Raw genomic sequence first — 20,903 nt, forward strand, 5'->3', positions numbered from 1 at the left:
AATTTACGGGCAAATTCCGAATGATCCCGATAAGTTCCGGGCAAGAACAACGAACAGGGCAGTCAAGTATGGCCGATCAGGACCCACGATATATCAGTGTCACCCCGATGAAGAACGAAGGCCCGTTTGTGCTAGAGTGGGTGGCCCATAACCGTGCGATTGGTATCGACCAGATGGTTGTGATGACCAATGACTGCACCGATGGCACCGATGCCTTGCTGCAACGGTTGGATGAAAAGGGCATTCTGATCCACGTCGACAACAACTCGCGTCGCAAGACCAGTCCCCAAAAACGTGCCTATAGGACTTTTTTGAAGATGGAAGTCGCACGCTCGCAGGATTGGGTCGTGGTGATCGACGCCGACGAACATATCAATGTCAAGACCGGTGATCACACGCTGCGGGCTTTGACCGATGCCATCCCGGATGCCAAGACGATCTCAATGACGTGGCGGTTGTTTGGAAACGCAGGCGTTGTGCGGTATGAAGACCGGTTCTTGTCGGATCAGTTCCGACAGGCTGCCCGTGAACAGACTTACCGGCCGCCGCAGGCATGGGGCTTCAAGACAATGTTTCAGCGAGAGATTTGGGATGGGTTGGGTGTTCACCGCCCCAAAAAGCCGACCGTTGAAACCATCGAAGAATGTCATTGGTACAACGGATCAGGCCAACTGATGCCTGAACGATACTATGAAAAAAGCTGGCGATCAGCCCGTGACTCGGTCGGGTATGAGTTCGTGCAGGTCAACCATTACGCACTGAAGTCCTGCGAAAGCTATCTGGTCAAAAAGATGCGCGGTCGGGCCCACCATTTGGGGGAAAGCCTTGGTCTGGAATACTGGAACATGATGAACCAGAACGCCGAGACGAATACCTCGATAGACGTGGTTTTGGATCGCAAACGTGGTTTCTATTACGAAATGCTCTCTGACCCCGAGGTTGCGCGCCTTCATCATGCGTCTTGCGATCTGCACCGCCAACAGATCGCGCAATTGTGTGACCTGCCCGAGATGCAGGACCTCATGCAGCAGATGACCGCAGGTTTCACGGCCAGCCAGCAGGCATGACGCAGCACAGTTCGGGGACAGGAGCTAGGTAATGCTTTGGCTGCACATGGGGATGCCCAAAACCGGCACGACTGCCTTGCAGGGATTTCTGCGCCGGAAACATTCGGTCATGAACGAGATCGGCCTGCATTATATGGAAACCGGCCGACGCCGGCTGGATGGCGGCACACGTCTGGCGATAAGTCACAACATCGTCGCCTTTCACATCAACCAGAGCGCTGATCCGATGGACCCGTTTCGGTCTGCCATGACCACTGAATACGACGCGCATGCGGATCAGACCTGTGTTGTTTCTTCCGAGATGTTCTATGGCTGCAATCTGAACCGGCTGGCCGAGGTTTTTGCTGATATCCCCTCGCGTGCATTGACGATCACTTACTATTGCCGCCGGTATTCCGATTTCTTCGAGGCTGATTACAAACAGCGGGCCAAGGCAGGACGGCTGTCCAACGGCGGGACAGAATACATCCGCCAGCAACTTGATCTTATCCGCAATCACCCGGAACGGTTGAGCTTTTCTGCCAAGCTGGCCGAAATCCGCACTGCCTTTCCCGGCGTCACCGTTGCTCCGCTTTTGTATGAACGCTCAGGCATGGTGCGGGGCAACGTCGTTGATGATTTCCTGTCGCGGATCGGTACGCCATTGGCTGAGGAAGTTTCAGCAGGAGCCGTGTCCAACCCCTCGCAATCCCGCGCGGCGAGCGAAGCTTTTGGTGTCATCTCCCGTGCGCTGGGGCGTAAGAAGAGCCGCCAGTTACGCCGGATATTTGTCGATGATCCTGTCATGGTGCGCCGCAATGATGTGCTGGAACCCGATGAGCGCGCTTGGCTAGACGAATTCGTGGCCAAGCAGGATACCGCCTTTCAGCAAGAGTTCTTTCCCGACCGGCCCGAACTGTTCACCCCGACAACGCTAAGCGATGAGGACAAGACGTTCCGCCGGGATACGCCCGAAGAGTATGAGGCTTTGCGTAAAGCTTCTGAGATTGTGTTTCGGTTGGCTTTGGACGTCTGATCGTTATTCCTGAACGACGATTTCCTGACGCTGTTTTCCGGTCGTCTTGTCAAAAATTAGGATGCGGTTGTCATCGGTCACGACCGCGTACCAGTTGCTGCCGATGGTCACGGCCTGAGCTTTGGCCCCGTCCGGCAGTTCGATTTGATCGGGCAGGGTAGGGGTTCTGTCCGATAGTCGGATGACAATCAGTGCGAATGTCACTAGAACCCCGCCAATCATCACCGCGGTCAGCAGCATGACCATGCGCCGCAGCAAGCGAAGTTGCGGTGTTTCCTGCGGTACTTGGGGTTCGGAAGGGACAGTCATGGGCACCCGCCAGATTGAATTTCAGATCGCGGCCGATCCGCCGCCACGCCTTGATAAGGCGCTTTCACGGGATGTACCAGCGGATGAAAACCTGTCGCGCACTCGCCTGACCCGTCTTATCGAAAACGGCGAGGTGACCATCGACGGTGTCGAAGTTCGGGACCCAAAGGCCAAGGTGGCCGAAGGCGCCTTGGTGTCGATCTCCGTCGCCGAAGCAGAAGAGAGCCACATAGGTCCCGAAGATATCCCGCTGAATGTCGTCTATGAGGACGCGGACCTGATCGTCATCAACAAACCGGCAGGCATGGTTGTTCACCCCGCGCCGGGCTCGCCCAACGGAACACTGGTCAATGCCTTGCTGCATCATTGCGGTAAGGACCTGTCGGGCGTTGGGGGCGTCAAACGCCCCGGCATCGTGCACCGCATCGACAAAGAGACCAGCGGCTTGCTGGTGGTCGCCAAGTCTGACGCGGCCCATCACGGGCTGGCGGCGCAGTTCGAGGCGCATAGCGTCGAACGCTATTACCGCGCGATTTGCTACGGCGTACCGGATGCGAATGATCCGCGACTGCGCGGAATCAAGGGTGTCAGCTTTGAACCGGGCAATATCATGCGCCTGACAACGCAATTGGCGCGGCACAAAAATGACCGGCAGAAACAAGCGGTTCTGTTCCATGGTGGTCGGCATGCGGTAACTCGGGCGCGGCTGGTCGAGACATTTGGCAACCCGGCAGGCATCGCGCTGATTGAATGTTGGCTGGAAACCGGCAGGACGCACCAAATTCGTGTTCATATGGCCCATGCCGGGCATGGGCTGGTTGGCGATCCGGTATATGGGGGTAAACGCAAGCTTGCGGCAAAAGCCTTCAATCTGGCCGCTGCTGAGGCTGTGCGCAGTTTTCCGCGACAGGCGCTGCATGCCGCAGTTTTGGGCTTTGAGCACCCTGTGACAGGCGAGAACCTTCGGTTTGAGGCCGATTTGCCAAAAGATATGGAATTTCTGATTGAACAACTGCGCGCACCGCTGACATAATACGCAAACATACGTGAGTAACGCGTTCTTAGCTTTCCTTTATCAATCGTTAATTTCAAACTGTTAACGGTACCTCTTGAATGGATCGGGACTTATTCCCATATCCCATGTTAACGAAGTAAACATTTGTCGGAGGGACATGAATCATGGCAAATTACGCAAATCTCCCCGCGCCGACGCCCGAGGGCGGCCTGAACCGCTATATGCAGGAAATTCGCAAATTTCCGCTGCTTGAGCCGGAAGAAGAGTACATGCTCGCCAAGCGTTGGGTCGAAGAGCAAGACACTGAAGCTGCACATAAAATGGTCACGTCGCATCTGCGATTGGCGGCCAAGATTGCTATGGGCTATCGCGGCTATGGCCTGCCACAAGCCGAGGTGATTTCCGAGGCCAATGTGGGCCTGATGCAGGCGGTCAAAAAGTTTGATCCGGAAAAAGGTTTCCGTTTGGCGACCTATGCAATGTGGTGGATTCGTGCCTCGATCCAGGAATACGTTCTTCGGTCGTGGTCGATGGTCAAGCTGGGCACTACATCGGCGCAGAAAAAGCTGTTCTTTAACCTTCGCAAGGCCAAGGCCCGTATTGGTGCGCTGGAAGAAGGCGACCTGCGTCCTGAAAACGTCAAGCGGATCGCTACTGATCTGGGCGTGACCGAAGCTGAAGTCATCAGCATGAACCGCCGGATGTCTGGTGGTGATGCCTCGCTGAACGCGACCGTCGGGTCCGAGGGCGAAGGCACCATGCAATGGCAGGACTGGCTTGAGGACGAAGATGCCGATCAGGCGGGCGATTACGAAGCCCGCGACGAGCTTGACGCCCGCCGCGAGCTTCTGGCGGCTGCGCTGGATGTCCTGAATGACCGGGAAAAGGACATCCTGACTCAGCGCCGTCTGATGGATCAGCCCGTCACGCTGGAAGAGCTCAGCACGCAGTACAATGTCAGCCGCGAGCGCATTCGACAGATCGAGGTTCGTGCCTTCGAGAAGCTGCAGAAAAAGATGCGCGAACTCGCCCGTGAAAAGGGCATGCTGGGTACTGTCTGACCCAATTGGTTCAGCCCGCCACAATGGCGGGCTGATTTTCTTTAGACGAAGATAAAGCTGTCTTCGGTCAGATGTCCGGCCCCAACGCCCGCCAGGACAATACTGTCCCCGTCACCTAGATCGATCGTGGTCAGGAAGAAGCCACCCGATATATCATCTTCGATATCTTCGAACCCGGCGATGCCTTCGTAGCCGGACAAGTCAATCTTGTCCTTGCCGACCCGGAAGTCGACGATCCAATCATCGCCATCCCCGTTTTCAATGACAAACATGTCTTTGCCACGTCCACCGAACATGATGTCATCATCGGCTCCACCGTCGATCACATCGGCCCCTCTGCCGCCGAATATCGTATCTTCGCCTTCATCACCGCGCAGAATGTCTTTGCCACGACCGCCAAAGATCACGTCGTGTCCAGCGCCTCCAAGCGCGACATCATTGCCTCGGCCAGTATTGATGACATCATTTCCGCCACCACCATGAACGAAGTCCTGACCGCGCCCGGTAAAGTAGAACTCGTCCGAGTCGTCGCCGAGGATGAAATCGGTGTTCTTCTGACCCAGAATGTCCGTAACCGATACAGGCAGAAGGACTCCGTTTAGGGCGTGAATGATCCCGTTTGTGGCTTCAATATCGGTTTGGATGATACCCGGATCGGCGATGCCGTCATCCGCATCGCCCAGACTTGGTGGGGCGCTTTGAAGGTTCAATTCAACTGACGAACCCTGCAACGTTTCGATCTGCGCGCCGTCGCCCAAGCCGGCAACGGCAGCCAGGTCGAATTCCCCGTTCACCACGTGGTATTTCAGAACCTCTGTCAGCAGGGGGATGGGATCCCCTCCGCCCAACAGGGTAAGCGCCTTGACGATGTGCCCCAACGCGCCTGCTTCGTCCGAACCTGCATAGCCCAATGCCTGGGCAAGTCCGATAAAGGCGGCGTCGGTCGGGGCGAATACCGTAAGGCTGGCCTCGGGGTCATCCAGTACCCCAGCAAGGCCGGCGGCAACAACGGCCTCGCGCAGGATGTCAAAATCTCCGTTGTTGTCATCGAACGAGCCGACGGCTCCGCTCATCAACACGGTTCCGGTAATTGTCTCTGTCGGTGTTGGCATGTCTGGCAATCTCCCACCCAGTTGGTCACAACATCAATCCCGGGTGCTTTGAACGGACAATGCCGACTACCCGGTGACATAGTTGCTACGGCGCAGACAATGAAACGGATCAAGAAATTCTCAGGTTTGCGTGCGTTAATGGGCGGAAAACACCACGAACCCCCTGACTTTAAAGCGATTCCCTGATAGAGACGGCACAAGCTAACAAAGGATGAGGCGGCGGTATGCAGCAACCTGTTCAATGGGGCGTTCTGGGCGCCGCAAAATTCGCACGACAGTTCATGTCGCCGGCAATTCACGCGGCGGACGGGGCCCGGTTGGCAGGTCTTGCCACGTCGGACGCAGCCAAGGCTGAGCCGTTCCAGCAGTACTGCCCTGATCTGACGGTTTATGGCAGCTATGACGCCCTTTTGGCCGATCCCAAAATCGACGCGGTCTATATCCCGCTGCCCAACCATCTGCATGTCGAATGGAGCCTCAAGGCACTGGATGCCGGTAAGCATGTTCTGTGTGAAAAGCCCATAACCATGTCCGCGCCCGAGTTTGATGCGCTGATCGAAAAGAGGGATCAGACCGGTTTGCTGGCGGCCGAAGCGTACATGATCGTGCACCACCCGCAGTGGCAATTCGTACGGCAACTGATCGCGGATGGGGCGATCGGAAAGCTTGTGCATGTGACCGGGGCGTTCAGCTTTGACAATCGGGCGGACACCGGCAACATCCGAAACCGGGCCGAAACCGGCGGCGGTGGGCTGCGCGATATCGGCGTCTACGTGATTGGCAGCGCCCGGTTCGCCACTGGGCAAGAACCAGTTTCGGTGCAATCCGCGATCCGCTGGGAAGATGGCATTGATGCCTTCACCGAGATACGCGCGCAATTCCCCGATTTTACCTATTCCAGCTACGTCTCGATCCGGATGCACCCGCATCAGGAAATGGTGTTCCATGGCGAGGGTGGCGTGATCCGCCTGACCGCGCCTTTCAATGCGCGTGTTTTTGGTGAGGCACGGGTGGAACTACACCGTCCGGGTCTTGAGGTTCAGGTCACGCGGTTCCCGGGCGACGATCACTACAAGCTTCAGGTCGAGGCATTTTGCCGGTCGGTTCGTGATGGGGCTGACTATCCATGCCCGCTGGAATTCTCGAAGGGTACGCAGGCAATGATTGACCAAGTGTTTGAGGGCGCGGTCGCCCTCTGACTTGCCACGACTTGCCACGCCGCGCTTGGCTGGACTAGTCTGTTCGTCACCTGATCAGGAGGGAGACCATGGCAGGCGGTTGGGCGCGTGATGGCGCGGTGAGCGAACAGATTGAAGCGTCCATTACGGACGAACTGGCCCGGATGCAGGCGCAAAAGCGGCCTGTCGGGGAAAGCCGGACCCATTGCGCCGAATGTGAAGAGCCGATTCCAGAAAAGCGGCGAGCTGCCATTCCCGGTGTTAAACTCTGCCTGGATTGCCAGCAGGATCGGGACGGGGCCTTCAAGGGCCGTTCCGGCATCAATCGGCGCGGTTCTAAAGACAGTCAGTTGAAGTAAGCGGGGCACAAGGATGCCCGACACCAAAGAGAAGCAGCCACTCTTGCAAAACGGGCTGGTTCTTGGATTTCTTGCGGCTTTCCTGTGGGGCACGCACAGCGTCATAGTCCGCTACCTGACCAGCGATCTGGGAGGGCTGCAAATTGCGGTAACGCGCCTGTTCATCGCAGCCATCGCCATCTATTGCATGCTGCGCGTGATGCGGGTCGCTGTTTCAATCCGGTTGAATGACTGGAACTTTCGGCTGGCCGTTCTGTCCACTGTGGTCAACTACATCCTGTTCCACATCGGGCTTGAACATACCGGTGCAGCCAATGCCATGGTTCTTGAGAACACGGCGCCATTCTTTGTGCTGATCTTTTTGTATTTCTTTGCCGACACGCCCGTTACGCGCACAGACATACTTGCTACGGGGTTGGCGATTTTCGGCGTCTTCCTAACGGTTTATCAGGATTTCCAAGGCGGTGGAGAGCCCCTGTTCGGGGACCTGCTTGAAATCGGCGCAGGGCTAAGCTGGGCGGTTTTCCTAATCTCGAGCAGCCGGGCGATGCGAAATTCTGAAACGACCGGAGAACGTCTGAACTTCCTATTTGGGATATTCTTGTGCTCGGGTGTGCTTTTGGTCCCGCTGGCCGCATTTTCACTGCAAATACCAACAGCCAACGATGTCGTGTTCCTGACTTTGTTGGGAGTGCTGCCGACCGCTTTGGCCTACTACCTGTGGTACGAGGCCGCCGCGCGGGTCTCGACGTTGACCGCGACCTTGATGTTCGCCGCATCCGTGGTGTTCACGTTCATCAACTCAGCCCTGTTTTTGGGGGCCGCAATCACGCCGGTCGCGGCCCTAGGGGCTGTGTTGATTGTGGTCGCCATTTTCCTGACGACCAAAAGCCAGAAGTGACTAGTTTTCCATCGCTTCCAGCTCGTCGATAAAGCCGGAAATCATCGACAGACCCTTGTCCCAGAATTTGGGATCGCTTGCATCCAATCCGAACGGTGCCAGCAGTTCCTTGTGGTGTTTGGACCCACCAGCGCGCAACATTTCGAAATACTTGTCTTCGAACCCGTCCGCACCGCTTTCGTAGACCGAGTATAGCGCGTTCACCAAACCGTCACCGAACGCATAGGCGTAGACGTAGAACGGTGAATGGACGAAGTGCGGGATATAAGCCCAGAAGGTCTCGTACCCATCCATGAATTCAAATGCGGGCCCAAGGCTTTCGGCCTGAACGCTCATCCACAAAGCGTTGATGTCATCCGGGGTCAGCTCGCCCTCGCGTCGGGCCGCATGCAGCTTGCATTCAAAGTCGTAAAAGGCGATTTGGCGGACGACCGTGTTGATCATGTCTTCGACCTTTCCGGCCAGCAGCACCTTGCGCTGTTCGGGGGTTTCGGCCTTGTCCAGCATCTTGCGGAAGGTCAGCATTTCTCCGAACACGGACGCCGTTTCGGCCAGCGTAAGCGGCGTTGACGACAGCATCTCGCCCTGATCAGCAGCCAGCACCTGATGGACACCGTGGCCAAGCTCATGAGCCAGTGTCATCACGTCGCGCGGCTTGCCCAGATAGTTAAGCATCACATAAGGGTGCACCTCGGTGACGGTTGGATGCGCAAACGCGCCCGGAGCTTTACCGGGCTTCACGGCCGCGTCGATCCAACCCTTTGAGAAAAACGGAGCCGCGATTTCACCCATTCGGGGATCGAAGGCAGTATAGGCGTCCATGACCGTCTTCTCGGCTTCATCCCAGTCAACAATGCGCGTGTCTTCCATCGGCAGGGGTGCGTTGCGGTCCCAAACCTGCATTACGTCCAGGCCCAGCCATTTGCGTTTCAGCTCGTAGTAGCGATGGCTGAGCTTGGGGTAGGCGGCCACGACCGCCTCGCGCAGAGCCTCAACGACCTCGGGTTCCACGTCATTGGACAGGTGGCGACCGGTTTGCGCGGTCGGCATGTTGCGCCAGCGGTCGACAATTTCCTTTTCCTTGGCCTGTGTGTTGTGGACACGAGCGAAGGTTTTGACGTTGTCCTGAAACACAGCGGCCAACTCGCGCGCGGCTGCTTCGCGTTTGGCACGGTCCTGCTCTGTCAGAAAGTTCAGGGTGCCTTCAATGTTCAGTTCTTCGCCATCAACAGTGAAGGACAACCCGGCAATGGTTTCGTCAAAAAGACGCTCCCACGCGTCGCCAACAACGCCGAGGTCGTGCAGGAATTTCTCAAGCTCGTCAGACAGTTGGTAGGGTTTCATCGCGCGGATGCGGCGGAAGACTGGCTCGTACCGCGCCAGATCGGCATTCACATCGAAATGCGCCTTCAGGACATCATCGTCGATGCGGTTGATCTCAAGCGTGAAGAACACCAGCGGGGTGGTGAAGATGGTGATCTTTTCCTGCATGTCGGACAGGAACTTGGCACGCTCGGCATCTGTGGTCAGCTGATAGTACCGCAAACCTGCAAACGACATGATGCGCCCGGCGATTGAATTGATTTTCTCATTGCGCTCGACGCAATTCAACAGACCCGTCGCATCCAGATCGGCCAGCTTGCCCTCGTAATCTTCGGCAAACGAGGCGCATTCCTTTTCCAGCCAGTCCAGATCGCGGGAAAGTTCGGTTGCTTCCTCTGACGAGTAAAGATCGGTCAGATCCCATTCCGGCAGATTGCCCAGATTGTCAGCACCGCCGATTGCATTTGCGTCACGGACGGGAAAGGGAAGGTCGCGCATGGATCACCTCGAAAATAGCTTTGGCCAACATCTAGGCGCGCGAGGCGGGGATCACAAGCGGTGCGTGATCGGACTTAGGATGACAGAACCGGTTCCGGCACCGCGTCAGTTTGCGCGGCTTTGAAATGAGCGGCCAGCTGGTCAAAGACCGGCCCGCGCACATCGGGCGCCTCCATCAGAACTTCGTGCTCACCGTCGGGGATTTCGACCAGAGTGCCACTGGGCCAGTTCGCCATGCGGGTGCGGATAGCCTTGCGATCGACAATCTGTTCATGGCTGCCCAGAAAGGTCAGGCATGGCGTATCCGGAGCGGCCTGGTCCATCAACCAGGCGCATTCATCCAAGGCTTCGCGCAGCCAGATGGTCGAAGGCGCACCAAGCGCCAGTTCGGGCTGTGAAGCCAGTTGATCCTTCATCATCTGGAACATGTCCGGATCGCGGGTCAGTACATTCCCCTCGAACGGTTGGGAGGCCACATAGCTTTCCAAGGACGTCGTCGGCGGGGTTCTTTCCCCCAATCCTATCCGTGGTCCCCAATAGGCGGTCAGACGGCTGAGCGGTTTCATGATCGGGGTAAAGAAAATGCCCCACATCGGCCCGGTAAAGGCACAGGCGGCAAAGCAGTTCTTTTCCAAAGCCGCGCGCATACCAATAGCCCCGCCCATGGAATGTCCGATCACGAACCAAGGCTTCGGCAGGTTCAGTTCGGTTGCCAGGTCCAGCGTGGCCTGAACGTCTTGTTGATAGTCCGTGAACTGCTCGACATGCCCGACGCGCGGGTCATCCAGTAACCGGTCGGCCAGGCCCTGACCGCGCCAGTCGACAGCCAGAAACGCAAAGCCGCGATCCGTAAACTCGGCCGCGCAATTGCCGTACTTTTCGATATATTCGGTGCGGCCGGGAAACATCATTACCGTGCCGCAGGTATCGCCTTCGGGCAGCCAGTGGCCCACCCGAATGCGTGTGTTGTCCGCTGTGTTCAGCCAATGAGCCTGACCACCGGCGGGGACGCCGGCCATGTCTGCAAAGAAAGGGGCCGGCGACAGGTCCATCAGGCCAGTGCCGATGCCAGTTGCATGGCAACGCCCATGTCACCGTCCACGGTCAGCTTGCCTGACATGAACGCGCCGGTGGGGTTCAATTCACCGCTGAGTATTTGTTCGAACGTGTCCGCATCGGCGTTCATGGTGACGTCTGTTTCTTCGTCACTGACTCGCGCGCCGCTTGCGTCCAGAACGATTGAGCCCAGATCTGCGATGGCAAATTTTGCCGACGCGGTAAAATCGCCGCCCGACAGTTTTTCGTTCAATGCGGCTGCCGCTTTTTCCAGAGTGTCGCTCATGTTTCTCCTCACTATGTTTGTGCGCCGGGAATGGACATCCGCGGGCGCAGCGCTACACTGAACGTTGTTATGAGCATTGCAAGCACCAATCTCAAAGGTATCGTCGCGGCAACAGCGCTTCTAGTCACGTTTTCCATTCCTTCTTTCGCCCAAACGGCGGATTCCAAGGATGAGGAACAACTATTGCTGCAACTGTCGGAGGCAACCCCCGAACAGGCGATGAACATAGATCGTCAACTCAAGGCGCTGTGGGCGCAGTCTGGATCGGCTTCAGCAGACCTGTTGCTTGAGCGCGGGCGCGAGGCATTGGAGGACGGCGACTCGCTGGCCGCGATCCAGCATCTGACTGCGCTGACTGATCACGCGCCGCAATTCGCCGAAGCCTGGCACGTGCGGGCATCGGCCTTTTTCGGGATCGAACGTTTCGGTATGGCTGCGGCTGATCTGGAATACGCCCTGACGCTGAACCCGAACAACTACGAGGCTATCTACGGATTGGGGCTGATTTTTGAGATCGTCGATCGACCCGACAAAGCGCTGGACGCTTATGAGCGTGCTTTAGCTATACATCCCCATCACGAAGAAGTAACCAATGCCGTGAATCGACTGAAGCCCCGGGTCGAGGGCTCGGCCCTCTAACAAGCTGGGGCAGGGGGCAAAGGTGAGCGGGTCATCCCGAATCGTGGCCGTACTGGGCCCGACCAACACAGGCAAAACCCATTACGCGATTGAGCGGATGCTGGGGCACCGGACAGGTGTGATCGGCCTGCCGCTGCGTCTGCTGGCGCGCGAAGTCTATGACAAGATCGTCGCGATCCGCGGACCGTCGGTCGTTGCCCTTGTAACGGGTGAAGAGCGGATCGTTCCGCCGCGTGCTAAGTATTGGGTCTGCACTGTTGAGGCGATGCCGGAAGGCATGGGCGCAGATTTCGTAGCCATCGACGAAATCCAGCTGTGTGCAGATCCCGAGCGTGGACATGTTTTCACCGACCGTCTGCTGCGTTCGCGCGGAACGAGTGAGACGTTGTTTCTGGGCTCTGACACTTTGCGCGGTCCGATTGCGGCGCTGGTGCCCGAAGTGCAGTTCATTCGCCGTGAACGAATGTCTCAGCTGGTTTATTCCGGCTCGAAAAAGATAAGCCGCATGCCCGCACGTAGTGCCATTGTCGGGTTTTCGATCGATAACGTCTACGCCATTGCCGAGCTGCTGCGCCGCCAAAAGGGCGGTGCCGCCGTCGTTATGGGCGCGCTCAGCCCGCGCACACGGAATGCGCAGGTCGAGCTGTATCAGAATGGTGAGGTGGACTACCTCGTTGCAACTGACGCCATTGGGATGGGTTTGAATCTTGATGTGAACCACGTGGCGTTTTCGTCGCTGACCAAATTCGACGGTCGCAGGATGCGCCACCTGGCCCCCAATGAACTGGCCCAGATCGCAGGCCGGGCAGGGCGCGGGATGTCCGATGGTACATTTGGCGTGACGGGTGAGGCCCCTCCGCTGGACGACGGGGTCGCGCAGGCGATCATGGACAGCCGGTTCACGCCGATGAAAAAGCTGAATTGGCGGAATGCCGCTTTGCGGTTTGGCTCGGTTGAGGCCCTCATCGACTCGTTGGAAGTCAGTCCAGACAGCGAACATCTGATCAAGGCCCGCCCCGCAGACGACCTGAACGCTCTGAAATCGCTGTCTCAGGAGGCCGAGGTCATCGCCCGCGCCAGCGATGGGCCGTCCGTCCGATTGCTGTGGGATGTGTGTCGAATCCCCGATTTTCGCGGTATCAGCCACGCAGAACACGCCAGCCTGCTTGAGGTGATCTATGGTCATCTGCATGAACGCGGCGCTATCCCTGACGAGTTCATGGCGCGGCAAATCCGCCGCATCGACAAAACAGATGGGGATATTGATGCACTGTCCAAAAGGTTGGCATATATTCGCACCTGGACATATGTTGCGCAACGAAACGGATGGGTGCGTGACGAATCACATTGGCGCGCGGAAACGCGCATTGTAGAAGACAGGCTGTCGGACGCTCTGCATGATCGTTTGACTCAGAGATTTGTGGACCGGCGCACGTCAGTGTTGTTGCGCCGGCTCAAACAGAAGGAGGCCCTTTTGGCCGAAGTAAATGATAAGGGTGAAGTGACCGTCGAAGGAGAATTCGTCGGTCGTCTGGAAGGGTTCCGGTTTACCCCGGACAAAAGCGCACAGGGAACCGAGGCGAAAGCTCTCAAATCGGCCTCTCTGCAAGCGCTCGCACCGCAATTCCATCTGCGTGCAGACCGCTTCTATAACGCGCCCGATACCGAAATTGATTTTACCGATCAGGGTGGCCTGATGTGGGGCGAGTATGCTGTTGGCAAGTTGGTTGCCGGGGCAGAACCTCTCAAGCCGATGGTCGAGGTTTTTGTGGATGAGGCCGCAGGCCCGGATGTCGAACAGAAAGTGCAGCGCCGTTTGCAGCACTTCATCGACCGCAAGGTTGCGGCGTTGTTCGAGCCGCTGCTGAACCTGTCGCGCGACGAAGAGCTGTCAGGCCTGGCCAAAGGGTTCGCCTTCCGCATGGTTGAAGGGCTGGGCGTTCTGCCCCGCGCAGGTGTTGCGCAAGAGGTCAAAGATCTGGATCAGGACGCCCGTGGAGCCCTGCGCAAGCACGGCATCCGGTTTGGTCAGTTCACAATCTTCATGCCGCTGCTGCTGAAACCCGCGCCTACGCGTCTGCGCCTGGTTCTTTGGGCGCTGGCCGGTGGATTGCAGGAATTCCCTGACGCGCCGCCTCCGGGTCTGGTCACTGTTCCAGTCGCCAAAGGTGCGCCCGAGGGCTACGATACCATGTGCGGTTACCGCGATGCCGGCGAGCGTTCGATCCGCATCGACATGCTGGAACGTCTGGCAGACATGCTGCGTGCCGAAGACAGCCGGGGTGGTTTCGAGGCCAAGCCCGATATGCTGTCGATCACAGGCATGACGCTTGAGCAGTTCGCGGATCTGATGCAAGGGCTGGGCTATAAGGCCGAGCGCGGTGAGCGTGAAAAAGTGAAAGCCGCACCGGTCGAAGCCGAAAAGCCCGCGACTGACGTGGCGGAACAGCCTGCTGCCGAAGAAACCCCGGCGCCCGAGGCAGAAGCCGAAGAGGTCGTCGCGACCGCCGAGGCGCCAGCCGAGGCCACCGAAAGCACCGAGGCGGTAGCCGAGGCTCCGGCAACCGAACCCGCCTCAGATGAGACCGAAGTTGAGGTGTTCTACACTTTCACCTGGGGTCGCCAGCGTCCAGCCAATCGCGCTCCGCGTCGTGAACAGCGGCAAGGGCAGGGGCCGGGCAAAGGCAAACCGCGCGGTAAACCGCAGGATGGTCGCGGCAAGCCGCAAGGTAAGAAGGGTGGCAAACCGCAAGGTGGCAAGACGTTCTCATCCCGTCCGCCCCGGAAGGAAAAGGCGATCGATCCCGATAACCCGTTTGCAGCAGCGCTTATGGGTTTGAAGGACGGCAACTGATCTGCGATGGCCGAGGCCAAGCTGCGGATCGACAAGTGGTTGTGGCAGGCGCGGTTCTTCAAGACCCGCAGCCTGGCCGCCAAACAGGTCAGTGGCGGCCATGTCCGATTGAATGGAAACCGGGTTCTGAAACCGGCGCAGGCCGTCGGACCCGGTGACGTTCTGACCTTCCCCCAAGGCCGTATCGTGCGCGTAGTACGCGTCGAAGCACTGGGGGAAAGGCGTGGTCCGGCGACCGAGGCACAAACGTTGTACTTCGATATGACGGAAAAGAAGGACGTGCCTCCTAAGAATCCGGGATTTGAGGGAAAGGGTCGTCCAACAAAGAAAGATAGGCGCGCGCTTGATCTTTCTCGCCCCCGGGATGGTTGATCCTACCTTGAAGAGAAGGCCAGACTGAATTAGCTAGACGCCCAAACCGAGAATGGGAATCCCACAATGACCTATGTCGTCACCGAAAACTGCATTGGCTGCAAATACACCGACTGCGTCGAAGTGTGTCCGGTGGATTGTTTTTACGAAGGTGAGAACACATTGGTCATTCACCCGGACGAATGCATCGACTGTGGTGTGTGTGAACCCGAATGCCCTGCGGACGCCATTCGTCCCGACACTGAGCCTGGAATGGAACAGTGGGTCGAGTTCAACCGAAAATTCTCGGAACAGTGGCCCGTTATCGTGACCAAGAAAGACCCCTTGCCTGAAGCGGAAGAGCGTGACGGCGAAGAGGGCAAAATGGAGAAGTATTTCTCCGAAGCACCCGGCGAAGGCGGTTAAGCGATTCGGTAACTGAACCGGGTGGTTTGAATAGCGGTCTTCTGCTGTATCGATTTGAAAAGTCTGGGGTTTCTTCACCATTGTGGGGGGCGGACTTTCGGGTGTCGCAATTTTGTGATATACTCAGAAACTGAATGATGAATGAGATGGGGATGACTCCGTAAGTATGTACGCTTTGGAGTTCTGATTTTTTGACAAACTTACCGCCTGACTGGGCCAGATAGTGGCACGGTTTGGGGTCTTTTGTTGTCTCTGCCTCTCTCTCGTAACCAAGGATGAACCTGTATGTCTAAGTCGAAAAAGCTTGAGTTCCGCCCGAACGATTATGTTGTCTACCCCGCCCATGGTGTGGGCCAGATCATCTCGATCGAAGAGCAGGAAGTCGCGGGATACTCGCTCGAGCTGTTCGTCATTTCTTTTGAAAAAGACAAGATGACCCTGCGGGTGCCGACCAACAAGGTTACCGAATCCGGCCTGCGGTCCCTTAGCTCTCCTGACGTTATCAGCCAGGCGATGAGAACCCTGAAGGGTAAGGCCAAGGTGAAACGTGCAATGTGGTCGCGCCGGGCGCAGGAATATGAACAAAAGATCAATTCCGGTGATCTGATCTCGATCGCCGAGGTTGTGCGCGACCTGCACCGCACTGATGACCAGCGCGAGCAGAGTTATTCTGAACGTCAGCTCTACGAAGCTGCGCTGGAACGTCTGACCCGCGAAGTCGCGGCTGTGTCTGGCGCAGGTGAAGTGTCGGCGGCCAAGCAGATTGATGAGGTTCTGACCTCGCGCGCGGCCGCGGCTGCCTGATCGCTTCCCCAGTCAATTTTCTGGCCGCTCCCGAAAGGGGGCGGCTTTTTTGCGTTGATGGCTTGGTGAAAGCGCCGTTTACGGCTAATTTTCCTGCAAGAAGAGGCGCGTAGACAGTGAACCTAAAACAGACAGTTAAATATCTATATATCGGCCACGACCCCATTTCCGTCTGGTTTCGCTATGGCTTGATCTTGTTTGACGCGATCACCATCGTTTTCTTTGTCGCTACGGCAAATGGTGAACACGGCACGGGATTCACCGTTGCCAGCCTGATCATTGGGTTCTTCATTGTGCTGGATTTCTCGGCGCGGATGTGGATTTCGAAGGATCGTTGGAAGCTGCTGCGCCAAGTCTACACGATGGCCGACATTGTTGTGATCGTCTCGCTGTTTCTTGACCTGTTTCTACCGTGGAATCTGGCGTTCCTGCGTATCTTACGAGCGCTACGCCTGATCCATTCCTATCACCTGCTAAGGGATCTGCGGCGGGACAGCGATTTTTTCCGGACGCATGAGGACGCAGTGATCGCGGCGATTAACCTGTTGGTGTTCGTGTTCGCCACGTCCACCGCAGTTCTGGTCTTCTTCATCCCGGAAAACAGCCCGCACGCCTATATCGATGCGCTTTACTTCACCATGGCAACCCTGACGACCACCGGGTTCGGGGACATCACGCTGGCGACCCCGGGGGGCAAACTGTTTTCGGTCTTCATCATGATCGTCGGCGTGGCGTTGTTCGTCCGGTTGGCGCAGGCGATTTTCATGCCGCAGAAAGTGCGTCACAAATGCTCAAACTGTGGCCTGTATCGTCACGATCCAGACGCAGTTCACTGCAAGCATTGCGGCGAAACCCTGAGGATCGAAACAGGCGGGACGACTTAGATCGCTGCAACCAATGCCAATAGGAACGCAAGCTCTGCCAGTTGTTGCGAGGCGCCAAGGACGTCCCCCGTTTGTCCATTGATTTTGGCCTTGGCGACGAGTGCCAGGATTCCAACAATCAGCGCTGAAAAAACCGTTGCCATCAGTGTGCTTGGTCCAATCAGCAGCAGCGATAAGATGACTGCAAGGCCAAAGCCTGTCGCCGCAGTTTCGGCCTTTGGGCCGCCGACCGAATGGCTCAACCCGCTGTTTCTGGCGTTGGGTAAGGCTGCCATGAGGATAGGCATGACTGCGCGTGAGACGATGCAGGCCGCCAGAATACCCGCAAATGCGTTGGCCGACAGAAGCGCCGCGATCAGCGCGACGCGCAGCAGTTGGGTAAAGATCAGAGTTAGAACGCCGTAAGCACCAATATGGCTGTCCTTCATGATTTCCAGGCGGCGTTCGGTGGTGAACCCGCCCCAGAACCCGTCGACCGTGTCCGCAAGCCCGTCTTCGTGCATCGCGCCTGTGGCGATCACTAGCACCGCCGCAAGTATTACGGCGCTGGCGAATGCGGGTAGGCCGAATGCACCGGCCGTCCAACCGACGGCACAGGCCAACGCCCCGACGACCAGCCCCACCAAGGGAAAAGCCCAGGCCGCATTGGCCTGCCGCGCAAACAGGTATTCCGGCAGGCGCGGCATCGGCAGACGCGTCAACAGGACCAGCGACAGCGGAAAATCCCACGCGGAAAACAGTTTGGTGTCGTTTTTGTTCACTCCCGCGCCTTTCGGGGTCTTGTTGGATCGGACGCTTCGGTTAAACACACAGGACCACTCTGATGCAACGAGGCTTTGGATGCTGCCGGAATTAAAAGACCTGAATACCCTTCGCGAGGCCCTGAGTAACGCTCCGGGACCGGATGGCAATGCGCTGCAAGGTGCTGCTGAGCGTAACGGACAACTGACTAAACCTCCCGGCGCATTGGGCCGGCTTGAGGATTTGGCAATTTGGTATGCGAGCTGGCGTGGGGATGCCCGGCCGCAGATCTCTGCCCCTCAGGTCATCGTATTTGCGGGCAATCATGGCGTCACAGCGCAAGGCGTGTCGGCCTTTCCGCCCGAGGTGACCGTTCAGATGGTCATGAACTTTGAACATGGCGGCGCGGCGATCAATCAGCTGGCCAAAGCCGCTGGTGCGACCATGAATGTGCACGCGTTGGATTTGGATCGACCGACCGCGGATTTCACCGCTGGTCCCGCGATGTCCGAAGAAGAATTGCTTGAGGCCCTGCGCGTGGGCTGGACCGCCGTGGACCACAATGCCGATTTGCTTGTGGTTGGAGAGATGGGCATCGGCAACACGACCCCGGCGGCTGCCATCGCATGCGCTTTGTTCGGTGGCGACGCCGCAGACTGGACTGGGCGTGGCACTGGGGTAGACGATGCCGGTTTGGCCAACAAAACGCGCGTCGTGGCCGAAGGCATCGCCTTGCATGGCGGGTCGGGTGACGGGCTGGAAATCCTGCGCCGTCTGGGCGGGCGTGAAATCGCGGCCATGGCCGGGGCCATCGCCGCTGCGCGTGCCTTGCGTATCCCGGTTATTCTTGACGGCTTTATATGCTCGGCGGCTGCGGCCTGTCTGGCAAACATGTCCGAGGGCGCATTGGATCACACGATTGCAGGCCACCAAAGTGCAGAAGGCGCGCACGCAGCGGTATTGGCCAAGTTAGGCAAAGAGCCATTGTTGAGCCTTGGATTGCGTTTGGGCGAAGGCTCGGGCGGGGCGCTGGCGATCAACATACTTAAATGCGCGGTCGCGTGTCATTCCGGCATGGCGACATTCGCCGAAGCGGGTGTTTCGGACGGCTGATCAAACCGCCTGATCCGGCAGGGCCGGGTCAGGCTGACTTCTTTGCGTGTTTCTCGGCCAGTTCCAGCAGTTCGGTTTCCAGGTCTTTCTCAAGCTGCCGCGCCCGTTCGATGTATTTCTTGTTGTCACCGGTAGGCATACCGGGGATCCACAATTCTGCCAGATCACGCACAGAGGCCCTGTCGTGATGATAGAACGTCTGTTCGGCCTGAGCCGCCTCGTATTCGCTCAGACCAACGTTTTCCAGGACATAGCGACCCGCCCGCAGCGATCCGTCAAACATCTCTCGGACAATGTCGTTCGCCCCGGCCTGATACAATTGGTAGACATGGGTGCGATCACGCGCGCGGGCCACAATGTGCAAATCCGGGCGTTGACGCCGGGCAAAGCCGACCAAACGTGTGACTTGCTTGGGGTCATCCATCGCAGCCACAAGCACGGTTGCCTTTTCAAGCCCCGCAGCGCGCAGCAATTCTGGCCGCGTGGGATCACCCAGAAATCCTTTGACGCCAAAACGACGCATCAACTGGATTGTCTCAATATCGTGGTCCAGTACGACAGTCTTGAACCCGCTCGCGCGGACCAACCGGTTCACGATCTGACCAAAACGCCCAATTCCAGCGATAATGACCGGGCCTTTTTCGTCGATCTCATCGGGCTCGGCCTCGGGGACGCCATCACCCATACGGCGCGACAGCAGATCGAAGATGATGAACAGCAGCGGGGTGATCAGCATTGTAAGGGCAATAATCATCAACAGTTTTTGCGATAAATCAGGTGGGATGACGTTTTGTTGCGTTGAAAAGGCCAACAGCACAAAGCCGAATTCGCCTGCCTGCGCCAAACCCAATGTGAACAACCAGTGATCCCGACCGCGCAGCCGGAACGCGCGACCGACCAGATACAGGATGATCCCTTTAGCCAGTATGACCAGTAGTGCCAGACCGATCAGGTCCAGTGGGTCGTTGAAGAAATAGCCAACGTCAATCCCGGCGCCGACCGTGATAAAGAACAGCCCTAGGAAAAGTCCCTTGAACGGTTCTAGGTCGCTTTCCATTTCGTGCCGGAATTCTGAGCTTGCCAGAACAACACCCGCCAGAAACGCACCCAGAGCTGGGGAGAGCCCGACAAGCGTCATCAGGAAGGAAATGCCCACGACGATCATCAGCGCTAGCGCCGTATACATTTCGCGCAGCCTAGTGGCGTGGATGAACCTGAACAGTGGACGCGTCAGGTAGATGCCAGCCAGAATGACGAAGGCAACTGCGCCGATAGTGACCAGCGTAACGGCCCAGCCGGGCAGGCCCTCGACAAGTGACAAGCTATGATGTCCGGCCTCATGCAGCGCATCCGCGCCACGGTCGATTGAGCCGTCGCTTTCGATATGAGGCATTGCAGGCAACGCCAAAAGCGGCAGCATCGCCAAAATGGGAATGACCGCGATGTCCTGCGTCAGAAGCACTGAGAACGTCGCCCGACCTCCATTTGTCTGCATCAACCCCTTTTCCGACAACGTTTGCAGCACAATCGCTGTGGATGACAGAGATAAGGTTAACCCGACGGCTAGTGCGACCGACCAAGGGTGACTTGCATATATGGCAACTGCGGCGATGACTGCGGTGGACAGCAACACCTGCAGACCGCCCAGTCCAAGAAGCCTGTCGCGCATGTCCCACAAGGCGCGCGGCTCAAGCTCGAGCCCGATCAGAAACAGCATCATGACCACACCGAATTCAGCCACGTGCTGCAGGCTTTCGGTCTCGGCCCCCACAAGCCCGAAGACTGGGCCAATGACAATGCCAGCGGCCAGATAACCAAGAACGGAACCCAACCCCAGACGTGCCGACAAGGGCACTGCTATCACGGCGGCGGCCAGATAGATTGAAGCCTGGTAAAGGAAATCGTCCATGT

Annotated in this window: 21 protein-coding genes; 14 read left to right on the plus strand and 7 right to left on the minus strand. The window is 57.6% G+C overall.

Features of this window, described 5'->3' with window-relative positions:
• The first annotated feature begins 68 nt into the window (after window positions 1-68).
• Both QMP16_RS01495 and QMP16_RS01500 read left to right on the plus strand, forming a co-directional pair.
• On the plus strand, window positions 69-1,067 hold the full coding sequence (locus QMP16_RS01495) for a glycosyltransferase family 2 protein (RefSeq protein ID WP_282150964.1): 999 nt from the start codon (window positions 69-71) through the stop codon (window positions 1,065-1,067).
• A 31-nt stretch (window positions 1,068-1,098) separates the two neighbouring features.
• The gene (locus tag QMP16_RS01500; protein WP_282150965.1) at window positions 1,099-2,082 is read left to right on the plus strand and encodes a hypothetical protein; all 984 of its coding nucleotides are present in this window, start codon (window positions 1,099-1,101) and stop codon (window positions 2,080-2,082) included.
• Window positions 2,083-2,085: 3 nt separating this feature from the next.
• On the opposite strand, the gene QMP16_RS01505 is transcribed toward QMP16_RS01500, so the two are convergent.
• Window positions 2,086-2,391, minus strand: a complete 306-nt coding sequence (locus tag QMP16_RS01505) for a DUF6476 family protein (protein ID WP_282150966.1) — start codon at window positions 2,389-2,391, stop codon at window positions 2,086-2,088.
• On the opposite strand from QMP16_RS01505, the gene QMP16_RS01510 reads away from it, so the two are divergent.
• Together QMP16_RS01510 and rpoH are read left to right on the plus strand one after the other, a co-directional pair.
• A complete protein-coding gene (locus QMP16_RS01510) occupies window positions 2,390-3,424 on the plus strand; it encodes an RluA family pseudouridine synthase (RefSeq protein WP_282150967.1) in 1,035 nt (344 codons plus the stop codon). The genes QMP16_RS01505 and QMP16_RS01510 overlap by 2 nt on opposite strands.
• A gap of 146 nt (window positions 3,425-3,570) precedes the next feature.
• Window positions 3,571-4,467, plus strand: a complete 897-nt coding sequence (gene rpoH, locus QMP16_RS01515; RefSeq protein ID WP_058273882.1) for an RNA polymerase sigma factor RpoH — start codon at window positions 3,571-3,573, stop codon at window positions 4,465-4,467.
• Between the two features lie 41 nt (window positions 4,468-4,508).
• Here rpoH and QMP16_RS01520 read toward each other — a convergent pair whose 3' ends face one another.
• Window positions 4,509-5,579 (minus strand): fasciclin domain-containing protein, encoded by a 1,071-nt coding sequence (locus QMP16_RS01520; RefSeq protein WP_282150968.1) that lies wholly within the window; start codon window positions 5,577-5,579, stop codon window positions 4,509-4,511.
• A 224-nt stretch (window positions 5,580-5,803) separates the two neighbouring features.
• Here QMP16_RS01520 and QMP16_RS01525 point away from each other — a divergent pair, with 224 nt between their 5' ends.
• The 3 genes from QMP16_RS01525 (at window position 5,804) to QMP16_RS01535 (ending at window position 8,017) form a co-directional block, all read left to right on the plus strand.
• The gene (locus tag QMP16_RS01525; protein WP_282150969.1) at window positions 5,804-6,778 is read left to right on the plus strand and encodes a Gfo/Idh/MocA family protein; all 975 of its coding nucleotides are present in this window, start codon (window positions 5,804-5,806) and stop codon (window positions 6,776-6,778) included.
• A 68-nt stretch (window positions 6,779-6,846) separates the two neighbouring features.
• Window positions 6,847-7,116, plus strand: coding sequence for a DksA/TraR family C4-type zinc finger protein (locus QMP16_RS01530; RefSeq protein WP_108858884.1), 270 nt, complete (start codon window positions 6,847-6,849; stop codon window positions 7,114-7,116).
• Window positions 7,117-7,129: 13 nt separating this feature from the next.
• Entirely contained in the window at window positions 7,130-8,017 is an 888-nt protein-coding gene (locus QMP16_RS01535) for a DMT family transporter (protein WP_282150970.1), read from the plus strand.
• Here QMP16_RS01535 and QMP16_RS01540 read toward each other — a convergent pair whose 3' ends face one another.
• The 3 genes from QMP16_RS01540 to QMP16_RS01550 form a co-directional block, all read right to left on the minus strand.
• Window positions 8,018-9,838, minus strand: coding sequence for a M3 family oligoendopeptidase (locus QMP16_RS01540; protein ID WP_282150971.1), 1,821 nt, complete (start codon window positions 9,836-9,838; stop codon window positions 8,018-8,020).
• A 74-nt stretch (window positions 9,839-9,912) separates the two neighbouring features.
• On the minus strand, window positions 9,913-10,890 hold the full coding sequence (locus QMP16_RS01545) for an alpha/beta hydrolase (protein ID WP_282150972.1): 978 nt from the start codon (window positions 10,888-10,890) through the stop codon (window positions 9,913-9,915).
• On the minus strand, window positions 10,890-11,180 hold the full coding sequence (locus tag QMP16_RS01550; RefSeq protein WP_058273875.1) for an SCP2 sterol-binding domain-containing protein: 291 nt from the start codon (window positions 11,178-11,180) through the stop codon (window positions 10,890-10,892). The genes QMP16_RS01545 and QMP16_RS01550 overlap by 1 nt, the downstream gene beginning before the upstream one ends.
• Before the next feature lie 69 nt (window positions 11,181-11,249).
• Here QMP16_RS01550 and QMP16_RS01555 point away from each other — a divergent pair, with 69 nt between their 5' ends.
• The 6 genes from QMP16_RS01555 (at window position 11,250) to QMP16_RS01580 (ending at window position 17,138) form a co-directional block, all read left to right on the plus strand.
• Window positions 11,250-11,819 (plus strand): tetratricopeptide repeat protein, encoded by a 570-nt coding sequence (locus QMP16_RS01555; protein ID WP_233494683.1) that lies wholly within the window; start codon window positions 11,250-11,252, stop codon window positions 11,817-11,819.
• A gap of 22 nt (window positions 11,820-11,841) precedes the next feature.
• On the plus strand, window positions 11,842-14,673 hold the full coding sequence (locus QMP16_RS01560) for a helicase-related protein (protein WP_282150973.1): 2,832 nt from the start codon (window positions 11,842-11,844) through the stop codon (window positions 14,671-14,673).
• Window positions 14,674-14,679: 6 nt separating this feature from the next.
• On the plus strand, window positions 14,680-15,045 hold the full coding sequence (locus QMP16_RS01565; RefSeq protein ID WP_109312058.1) for an RNA-binding S4 domain-containing protein: 366 nt from the start codon (window positions 14,680-14,682) through the stop codon (window positions 15,043-15,045).
• A 66-nt stretch (window positions 15,046-15,111) separates the two neighbouring features.
• Window positions 15,112-15,450, plus strand: coding sequence for a ferredoxin FdxA (fdxA, locus tag QMP16_RS01570; RefSeq protein WP_058273871.1), 339 nt, complete (start codon window positions 15,112-15,114; stop codon window positions 15,448-15,450).
• A gap of 285 nt (window positions 15,451-15,735) precedes the next feature.
• Window positions 15,736-16,254 (plus strand): CarD family transcriptional regulator, encoded by a 519-nt coding sequence (locus QMP16_RS01575; protein WP_058277666.1) that lies wholly within the window; start codon window positions 15,736-15,738, stop codon window positions 16,252-16,254.
• Window positions 16,255-16,370: 116 nt separating this feature from the next.
• The gene (locus QMP16_RS01580; RefSeq protein WP_058277667.1) at window positions 16,371-17,138 is read left to right on the plus strand and encodes a potassium channel family protein; all 768 of its coding nucleotides are present in this window, start codon (window positions 16,371-16,373) and stop codon (window positions 17,136-17,138) included.
• Here the strand turns inward: QMP16_RS01580 and cobS are convergent.
• Window positions 17,135-17,899 carry an adenosylcobinamide-GDP ribazoletransferase gene (cobS, locus tag QMP16_RS01585; protein WP_282150974.1) on the minus strand — a complete coding sequence of 255 codons (765 nt, stop codon included), beginning with the start codon at window positions 17,897-17,899 and terminating at the stop codon, window positions 17,135-17,137. The genes QMP16_RS01580 and cobS overlap by 4 nt on opposite strands.
• 79 nt (window positions 17,900-17,978) lie before the next feature.
• Between cobS and cobT the strand changes: the two genes are divergently transcribed.
• Window positions 17,979-18,992: a nicotinate-nucleotide--dimethylbenzimidazole phosphoribosyltransferase gene (gene cobT / locus QMP16_RS01590; RefSeq protein WP_282150975.1), complete on the plus strand. Its 1,014-nt coding sequence runs from the start codon at window positions 17,979-17,981 to the stop codon at window positions 18,990-18,992.
• Window positions 18,993-19,020: 28 nt separating this feature from the next.
• Here cobT and QMP16_RS01595 read toward each other — a convergent pair whose 3' ends face one another.
• Entirely contained in the window at window positions 19,021-20,901 is a 1,881-nt protein-coding gene (locus QMP16_RS01595) for a monovalent cation:proton antiporter-2 (CPA2) family protein (RefSeq protein WP_282150976.1), read from the minus strand.
• Window positions 20,902-20,903 lie beyond the last annotated feature (2 nt).

It is taken from the genome of Ruegeria atlantica (assembly GCF_947495585.1).
GTDB classification, from domain to species: domain Bacteria; phylum Pseudomonadota; class Alphaproteobacteria; order Rhodobacterales; family Rhodobacteraceae; genus Ruegeria; species Ruegeria atlantica_G.

Excerpts from the sequence above, each read along its gene's own strand:
- QMP16_RS01495 (WP_282150964.1), top strand. The coding sequence starts at position 69 with ATGGCCGATCAGGACCCACGATATATCAGTGTCACCCCGATGAAGAAC.
- QMP16_RS01500 (WP_282150965.1), top strand. The coding sequence starts at position 1,099 with ATGCTTTGGCTGCACATGGGGATGCCCAAAACCGGCACGACTGCCTTG.
- QMP16_RS01510 (WP_282150967.1), top strand. The coding sequence starts at position 2,390 with ATGGGCACCCGCCAGATTGAATTTCAGATCGCGGCCGATCCGCCGCCA.
- QMP16_RS01505 (WP_282150966.1), bottom strand. The coding sequence starts at position 2,391 with ATGACTGTCCCTTCCGAACCCCAAGTACCGCAGGAAACACCGCAACTT.
- rpoH (WP_058273882.1), top strand. The coding sequence starts at position 3,571 with ATGGCAAATTACGCAAATCTCCCCGCGCCGACGCCCGAGGGCGGCCTG.
- QMP16_RS01520 (WP_282150968.1), bottom strand. The coding sequence starts at position 5,579 with ATGCCAACACCGACAGAGACAATTACCGGAACCGTGTTGATGAGCGGA.
- QMP16_RS01525 (WP_282150969.1), top strand. The coding sequence starts at position 5,804 with ATGCAGCAACCTGTTCAATGGGGCGTTCTGGGCGCCGCAAAATTCGCA.
- QMP16_RS01530 (WP_108858884.1), top strand. The coding sequence starts at position 6,847 with ATGGCAGGCGGTTGGGCGCGTGATGGCGCGGTGAGCGAACAGATTGAA.
- QMP16_RS01535 (WP_282150970.1), top strand. The coding sequence starts at position 7,130 with ATGCCCGACACCAAAGAGAAGCAGCCACTCTTGCAAAACGGGCTGGTT.
- QMP16_RS01540 (WP_282150971.1), bottom strand. The coding sequence starts at position 9,838 with ATGCGCGACCTTCCCTTTCCCGTCCGTGACGCAAATGCAATCGGCGGT.
- QMP16_RS01545 (WP_282150972.1), bottom strand. The coding sequence starts at position 10,890 with ATGGACCTGTCGCCGGCCCCTTTCTTTGCAGACATGGCCGGCGTCCCC.
- QMP16_RS01550 (WP_058273875.1), bottom strand. The coding sequence starts at position 11,180 with ATGAGCGACACTCTGGAAAAAGCGGCAGCCGCATTGAACGAAAAACTG.
- QMP16_RS01555 (WP_233494683.1), top strand. The coding sequence starts at position 11,250 with ATGAGCATTGCAAGCACCAATCTCAAAGGTATCGTCGCGGCAACAGCG.
- QMP16_RS01565 (WP_109312058.1), top strand. The coding sequence starts at position 14,680 with ATGGCCGAGGCCAAGCTGCGGATCGACAAGTGGTTGTGGCAGGCGCGG.
- fdxA (WP_058273871.1), top strand. The coding sequence starts at position 15,112 with ATGACCTATGTCGTCACCGAAAACTGCATTGGCTGCAAATACACCGAC.
- QMP16_RS01575 (WP_058277666.1), top strand. The coding sequence starts at position 15,736 with ATGTCTAAGTCGAAAAAGCTTGAGTTCCGCCCGAACGATTATGTTGTC.
- cobT (WP_282150975.1), top strand. The coding sequence starts at position 17,979 with ATGCTGCCGGAATTAAAAGACCTGAATACCCTTCGCGAGGCCCTGAGT.
- QMP16_RS01595 (WP_282150976.1), bottom strand. The coding sequence starts at position 20,901 with ATGGACGATTTCCTTTACCAGGCTTCAATCTATCTGGCCGCCGCCGTG.